Source organism: Actinomyces sp. 594 (assembly GCF_019325145.1).
In the GTDB taxonomy this organism is placed as follows: domain Bacteria; phylum Actinomycetota; class Actinomycetes; order Actinomycetales; family Actinomycetaceae; genus Actinomyces.
In genome coordinates, this window is sequence record NZ_PIZC01000059.1 from 8,422 (window position 1) to 15,695 (window position 7,274).

At 67.3% G+C, this 7,274-nt stretch carries 6 protein-coding genes and 1 pseudogene; 2 read left to right on the top strand and 5 right to left on the bottom strand.

Annotated features, from left to right (window positions below; genetic code table 11):
• Position 1: 1 nt before the first annotated feature.
• The 4 genes from rplL to GZ998_RS10685 form a co-directional block, all read right to left on the bottom strand.
• Complete coding sequence (rplL, locus tag GZ998_RS10670; RefSeq protein WP_136193746.1) at positions 2 to 388, bottom strand: 50S ribosomal protein L7/L12; 387 nt, start codon at positions 386 to 388, stop codon at positions 2 to 4.
• Positions 389 to 472: 84 nt separating this feature from the next.
• On the bottom strand, positions 473 to 994 hold the full coding sequence (gene rplJ / locus GZ998_RS10675; RefSeq protein ID WP_161924776.1) for a 50S ribosomal protein L10: 522 nt from the start codon (positions 992 to 994) through the stop codon (positions 473 to 475).
• Between the two features lie 290 nt (positions 995 to 1,284).
• Positions 1,285 to 2,901 carry an OmpA family protein gene (locus GZ998_RS10680; protein WP_219109823.1) on the bottom strand — a complete coding sequence of 539 codons (1,617 nt, stop codon included), beginning with the start codon at positions 2,899 to 2,901 and terminating at the stop codon, positions 1,285 to 1,287.
• A gap of 173 nt (positions 2,902 to 3,074) precedes the next feature.
• A complete protein-coding gene (locus tag GZ998_RS10685; protein WP_308807229.1) occupies positions 3,075 to 4,469 on the bottom strand; it encodes an OmpA family protein in 1,395 nt (464 codons plus the stop codon).
• A 25-nt stretch (positions 4,470 to 4,494) separates the two neighbouring features.
• Between GZ998_RS10685 and GZ998_RS10690 the strand changes: the two genes are divergently transcribed.
• Both GZ998_RS10690 and GZ998_RS10695 read left to right on the top strand, forming a co-directional pair.
• On the top strand, positions 4,495 to 4,656 hold the full coding sequence (locus GZ998_RS10690; protein WP_219109824.1) for a hypothetical protein: 162 nt from the start codon (positions 4,495 to 4,497) through the stop codon (positions 4,654 to 4,656).
• A gap of 200 nt (positions 4,657 to 4,856) precedes the next feature.
• Positions 4,857 to 6,458, top strand: a complete 1,602-nt coding sequence (locus GZ998_RS10695) for an OmpA family protein (protein WP_219109825.1) — start codon at positions 4,857 to 4,859, stop codon at positions 6,456 to 6,458.
• A 13-nt stretch (positions 6,459 to 6,471) separates the two neighbouring features.
• Here GZ998_RS10695 and GZ998_RS10700 read toward each other — a convergent pair.
• Positions 6,472 to 7,274 (bottom strand): annotated as a pseudogene (locus GZ998_RS10700) (response regulator transcription factor); the annotation flags it as partial.

A 7,274-nucleotide genomic window follows, 5' to 3' on the forward strand; every position in this document is an offset into this window, starting at 1 on the left:
ATCACTTGAGGGTGACGGTGGCGCCGGCGCCCTCGAGCTGGGCCTTGGCCTTCTCGGCAGCGTCCTTGGCGGCGCCCTCGAGGATGGCCTTGGGGGCGGCCTCAACGAGGTCCTTGGCCTCCTTCAGGCCGAGGGAGGTCAGGGCGCGCACCTCCTTGATGACCTGGATCTTCTTGTCGCCGGCGGACTCGAGGATGACGTCGAACTCGGTCTTCTCCTCCTCGGCGGCCGGGGCGGCGGCACCGGGGGCGGCAGCGACGACGGCGGCGGCCGGGGCGGCGGCGGTCACGTCGAAGGTCTCCTCAAAGGCCTTGACGAACTCGGACAGCTCGATGAGGGAGAGCTCCTTGAAGGCCTCGATGAGCTCGTCGGTGGTCAGCTTCGCCATGATGGGGCGTTCCTTCCTGGAAAAGGGGTCCTGCACCGCTTTTGCGCGCAGGGAAGTGGTGTTGGTGTTGGTGGCGCACGCGGCTCAGGCCGCGGTCTCCTGCTTCTCGCGCAGGGCGTCGACGGTGCGGACCGCCTTGGAGGCGGGCGCGGCGAACAGGTATGCCGCCTTGGACAGGGACGCCTTCATAGCACCCGCTGCCTTGGCCAGCAGAACCTCGCGGGACTCCAGCGAGGCGAGCTTGTCAACCTCATCGGCGCTCAGGGCGTTGCCCTCCATGACGCCGCCCTTGACGATGAGGTTCTTGTTGTCCTTGGCGAAGTCACGCAGCGCCTTGGCCGCCTCCACCGGCTCGCCGGTGACGAACGTAAGTGCCGTGGGGCCCTTCAAGTCGTCCACGATCGCGTCGAGTCCGACGCGCCGCGCCGCAATGGCAGCAAGCGTGTTCTTCGCCACGGTGTACTCGGCGTTGCCGGCGAGCGAGCGGCGCAATTCCTTGAGGTCGGCGACGCTCAGCCCACGGTACTCGGTGAGCAGAACGGCGTTGGCCTCACGGAATTTGTCCGCCAGCTGTGCAACAGCCGCGTCCTTCTCAGGCCTTGCCATGGGCCCTCCTTCCGTGGTCTGCCACAGGCTCCGGCACTGAAAAAGCCCCGCGCCGGTGGGCACGGGGCTCGCTTGTGCACTCAGAGCACTCGGCGTACTCCGAGAGCCGCTGGCGGCTCGTTCTCACCTGCGCCGGCTCCGCCACATGCGGACTTGGCCCCGCCTGCGCGGGGAACCTGCGGTCTTTGGCAGGCGCCACCATACACGCGCCCACACCCAGGCGCGCAAGCCCATCGGGGCCCTGCGGCGGTGCTTTCGGTCACGGCCGGGCGCCCCGGCCGCGCCGGTCCTCATCCCGCGACCACGGGCACATCGGTCAGCCGCCAGGGGTAGGCGACGGCGCCTTCCTCCGCGGAGCCGCCCGGATGGTCCACCACAACGTTGTCCTCCGCGGTGTCCGGCCACACCACGCACACCGTCATCCGCTCCCCCTCACCGAGCTCCTCGGTCAAGTCCAGCTCGGTCAGGGCGCGGTGGGCCGTGGTACCCGCGAGCAGGTAGTCCACGGGGTAGATGCGATCAGAACCGGATAGCAGCGTCAGCCCGCCCGCGGAGAATACGCTGGCCAAGCCGCCCAGCTCCCCGCGCGCGTTGGCCAACGCGTCACCGGGATCGTTGACCCAGCCGAGGTTCATAGCCGTCCCGGAACCGCCCTTGCCGCCCTCCAGCTTCAGCTCCCCAAACAGCAGTCCGTCCCGTCGGGTCACCTGCTCCAGGAAGACGACGACCTGACCGGAATCGGGCTCGGCGGCATCAACAGTCACTCCGCCGGGCCCACGACCCTGGGGGCCGGCCGGGTCCGGGAGCGTGGTGTCGCCGTCGGAGCGGGACAGGGAGCCGTCGGTGCCGCCGGCGGGGGTGATGACGATCTCCACCCTCCGGTTGGCCTGCCGGTGCGCATCGGAATCGTTGGTGACCTTCGGCTCGCTCTCCCCCTTTCCGGAGACGGACACGTCCCAGCCGCCCAGGTCGGTCAGTTCGCCCAGGCGGCTGGAGACGGCTTGGGCGCGCTGCTCGGACAGGGACTGGTTATGGGCGTCGTCGCCGACGTCGTCGGTGTGCCCGATGATCTCCAGGTCGCCGCCGTCATACTCGGATATGGTCTGTGCGACGCCGGAGAGGACGGCATCGGCAGCGGCGGACAGCTCGGCGGAGTCGGAGTCGAAGGTTATGTCACTGGAGACCTCGACGGTGGTCTCCTCATCGGTGGTAAGGCCGCTGGAGGAACCGTCAAGCGCCTCGGCGTAGCGCTCCAGCGGCACCGGGGCGCGCAACGGGGCGTGCGGGTTGGCGGCGGCAACAATTGCGTCAACGTCGAGCCTGGGCGCGCCGTCGGCGTCGGCATCCACCACCGCCACCTGTGCGAAGCCGAAGCCCGAGAGGAAGACCGTGACCGTGTCGACGTCGACCGGCCCGAAGGTCGCGCGCAGGTCCAGGCCCTGGCCGGGCTGAAGCGGCTTGAACAATCCCTGCAGGCTGGTGGTGGACCACAGGCGCGACCCGGCGGTGTCAATCAGCCTCAGGGGCTTGTACTCAGCAACCGAGGACAGCAGCGAGCCGATCAGCCGCTCGCCGATGCTCACCGCCTGCGTGTTGCTGCCCGCCGATTCCGCGCGAATCGGCAGAATCGCCAGCTCCTCGCCCGCATGCTCGGTGCGCACCACGGGGCCGACGGAAAGCAGGATCTCCTGGCCCGCAAGGGTTCCCCTGACCTCAACGGGCCCGTTCACGGCGGCTGAGGCCGTCGCGGATGCTCCGCCGCCGGCAGTGGGGGTCGCCTGCACCACCGGCGCCTGCCGGTTCTTGCCGCAAGCCGCGACGGCGCCGACGCCGGCGAGTGCCGGCAGCGCCAGCACCACGCGGCGGGGCAGCCGAGTGTCGGCGCCGGGGCGGGGCCTATCGCGCATGAGCTCCCCTTTCTCATCACCGCTGCTGCGTTCACCCAGGTACACCCGGGCTCTCCCAGGTTCACCTGGATGTCGGCCGTCGCCGCGTGCCGCCTCCCGAGCACGGCGGCGACACCCGGATAACGAATTGGGTCGACCATACCGCGCCCAGGGCGCCCGAGCCACCCAGGCCCTCACCCGTCGACGACGGGGATGTCGGTGAGGCGCACGGCCAGATGCTGACCGAATGCGTCATCCTCACCGATCATGTCCATGATGACAGTGTCCTCACCCGTGTCCGGCCACACAACCGGAAGACTGCGAACGTCATCCGCCTTCATGGTCCCCGATATGTAGCCGGCCAGGACAACGCTGTCTTCATCGGAGTTCATGAAGTCGACGACCAGATGCCGGGAGTCCCCCTTCAAAAGGGTACAGCCCGAGGTCGCATACGACGACCACATCCTAATGAAAAGCAAATCATGAGGGATCTCCATCAAGAACGGCGGGACACTCAACTCCTGCTTCGAGGCGATCGTGACCGTGCCGATCAGGTACCCCTCATGCCTGGTGACACTCGCAAGGGAGATACGGGCGGGCACGCCATCGATCTCGATGTCCACGCCGTCCGGCCCTCGCCCAGCCGGCCCCTTGGGATCTGGCATATCACCCGAACCTCCAGTCGAGGTAGCGACTGCCGCAGCGCCCTCGTCAGGGTCGGCGGGTGTAAGCACGATCTCCACCCGCCGGTTCAGCTGCCGGTTCTCATCCGAATCGTTAGCCACCCGCGGCTCCGACTCCCCCTTACCCGACACGGACGTCTCCCAAGCAGACAAGTCGGTCAGCTCCCCCAGGCGATCCGACACGGCCTTGGCCCGCCGCTCCGACAAGTCCTGGTTATGCGCATCGGTGCTCACATCATCCGTATGCCCCGTAACCGCCAGCTCACCGCCTGAGGGGTGAAGCTCCAGCTGCTCCACCACCGACGCCAGGACCGCATCAGCGGCATCACTCAGATCCGCCGAGTCCGTCGCGAACAACACGTCCCCCGACACATTCACCGTCGTCGAGGCATCATCTTTCTCTGTATCCGATGAACGATCCGCAGCCACCACCAATGAATTCAACTCAAACGGGCCGGAATGAATACTCTCATCGATTTGAGCATCAGCAATCGCCGCCGTCACATCAAACCCCGCAGCACCGGCAGCCACCACCGGCACATTCAGTGCCATGCCCATTGTCGGCAGCAACAGCTCGACCGACTCCACACCATCCGGCAAGGCGCCGAACACCGGGAACAACTCCGCCGAGGCGCCCGGTTCGATATACCCGGCCACTACGCGGGCTCGTCCCACCTCGCGATACACAACATTATCCCTGAGGGAGGTCAACTTGACGGACGCCAATGTGCCTATATTCAACCCGTCACCAAACATAGAATTCCCGAGCGAAAAGCGCTCGCCGGAATCAACGGAAATGGTCATCATCACCACGGTGTAGCCGCCCTGCACCACCGCAGGACCCACACGCGTAGTCAGCGCCTCGCCCTGCCACACCGACTTCAGCACCACCGGATCGGAAGACACGGGCGCCGGCGAGGTACTACTCGCCATGGTCGACTCGCCGGACGACGTCGCCACAGCATCCTCACCCTCACCACCGGCTCCGGTCGAGCAGGACGCTAGCACCACACCCACCGCCATAGCCGCCGAACCGGTCAGCACCTCACGACGACGCAACATAACCGCCACCACTCCTAAACAAGACCTGTAGAGGCTCTTGAACCCGACAACCGTAACAAAACAAATAATTAGGCGCCATGGGCACCACTGCCACACTCCCCGGGTGTACCCGGGGAGTATCCGGGTGTACCCGGGGAGACGTTGACTTCTGCCCATCGCGGTCGTCGCGTACCGGCAATAGCGTCTTCGCGCCAGCCCAATTGATTCCAGATGAGTTCAGAAAGGCGCATCATGAAGTCCACACTCCGTAGCCCCAGCGGTCTTCCCCGCCGCTCCCTGCTCTCCCTCCTGTCGCTGTGCGCGGCAGGCACCGGCCTGGCCGCCTGCTCCGGCGGGCCCCTTTGGCAGGCGACCGATTCCACCGACGACTCGAGCAGTTCTGTGGCGTCTCCCGCGGTGAGCGCACCCCCGGTGCCGACCGCGGACGCGAGCGGCGCGGTCGCGCTGGAATCAGCTCTCGACGGGGTGGCTGCCACTTTCCGTGTAGGGCCTGCCACGGTGCAGGACGGTTACACCATCGTCCGGGTGGAGGTGTCCACTGACTCCGATGAGGAACTGACTCTCTCCTCGACCTTCAGTGCACCCTCGTCGCCCTACTCGATGCGCGGAATGCGATTGCTCTCGTTGCGGCAGTCCCTCGTATTCCCCGAGCTCGGAGATCGCTCCGACGAGATGTTCGACGAGATCTCGCGCTTGTCCTCGGTAGAGGTGTTCCCGGTGTTCGAGGCGGTAGATGACGGCGTCGAGACGGTTGAGCTGTTCCTTCCGAGCGTCGGCGTGGCGGTGGGAGTCCCGGTAGTCGACCCCGAGGACGCCGGCTTTAAGGTCGGTGAGATGCTCAGCGTGGCGGAGATCGACCGCGAGGCCGACCCCGGCCCCTTCCGCCTCAGTTCGCTGGTGGTCGCCACCGACGGCTCCTATGACACCGATGCGGATGAGGACTCCACGACGGTGACGGTCTCTGGAGACGTGACCTTCGGATCGGACTCGACGGAGCTGTCCGCACAGGCTGATGACGTCCTGGCCAAGGTGGTCGAACAGCTGACGCTTTACCCGTCCGGCGGGGAGCTGTCGGTTACGGGACACACGGACGACGTCGACGAGGAGGACTACAACCAGGACCTGTCTGAGCGGCGCGCCCGGGCGGTCGCCGACCGACTGGGCGAACTGACGGACCTGACTCACTGGGACACCACTGTCAGGGGCAAGGGCGAGGCCGAGCCGCGGGCGGAGGGGACTTCGGATGAGGCGCGTGCCGTGAACCGCCGGGTTGAGGTGGAGCTGACGCCGAAGAACCCTGCGGAGGCGACAGCACTGTCCGCCACGGCTACTGCCCCGTCCGCGCCGGCGGACACCGCATCAACTTCAGCGGGGCAGGTGCCCAGGTCCGTCGGCCCGGTGGGCACTGGCGCCGACGGCGTGGACGTGCGCATCAATGATCAAACGGTCCACCTGTCGATGGAGTCCGTGACGCGCGTCGGCGACTATGTGACGGGCTCACTCCTGCTGAGCACGCAGGAGGACGTCAACATCACGGTGAGCCTGTTCGCCCTGCCCGACGAGCTGCAGATTCTGCACTGGCCGGCCTCATTCAGCGCGGTCCACAATCCAACGCTGCTGGAGGGCGGCGCGCGCTACCTGGCGGCCAACTACCTGGACGCCGAAGGCGAGTACGTCCCCGTCACCAATCGGAGTGTGCGTGAGATCGTGCGCGGCGAGGCCATGCGCCTGCCGATCATCTGGCCGTACCCGGGTGGCGAGACCATCACACTGGACCTGCCCGGCAAGAACCTCGCCGCGCGCCTGACCGACATTCCGGTGGCCCAGGCCTGAGCGGGAACGCGTCTCACTGCTTGACGAGTCCGTGGATCACCAAGTCATCCCCCTCGGCCACCAGGATGCGGGGCGCGCCGGCACTGTCACCCGCCGCCTTGTCCGACGCCGGGACCACTCCCAGCAGGGTGCCCGCAACCTGCCAGAGCTGCTCACCGCCGTCGAGGTCGTAGGCGATCACGTTGTCACCGGTGGCGTCTGCGCGCTTTGAGGGCTGCCCCATGGTGAACAGCACCCCGTCGTCTCCGCCGATCAGCCCCTCCGGGGTGATCACGCAGGCCTCCCCCGCGGTTCGCTCGGGCACGGCATAGGCCACGGAGCCCGGGCCGGACGCCGTGCACGCGAACACGTCTACCTCGATCGCCGTCGCATCCCCGCTCCCACGTACCTGCACACCGCCGCCCGCGGCGACGCTGCGCAGTAGCGCCAGGAGCTGCTCCGGCGTCACGTCGGACGAAACCAGCCAGTCCGTGCGCGTGCCGGCCCCCGCAACGGTGCCGACCGCGGTGCCCTCGGCGTCGTACACGGTGACCTCGTCACCGTCCACGACGTAGAAGGCCTGGGGACCCACATCGACGCCGACGCCGCCGGGAAGGTAGGAGCCGAAGTCGGGACTGTCCTCCGAGGCCGCCGACAGCAGGACCTCGCCGGTGTCGGCGGAAAGCACGAGCACCCGCTTCGAGCCGGTCTCGTAGGTGACCACGAAGCCCCCACTGACACGCGCCTCCCTGAAGCCGCCGTCGACGCGCCACTGCTGCTCACCGTTCGAGTGCAGGGCGAGCAGCGAGCCCGAGGAGCCGCCGTCACGGACGAGGG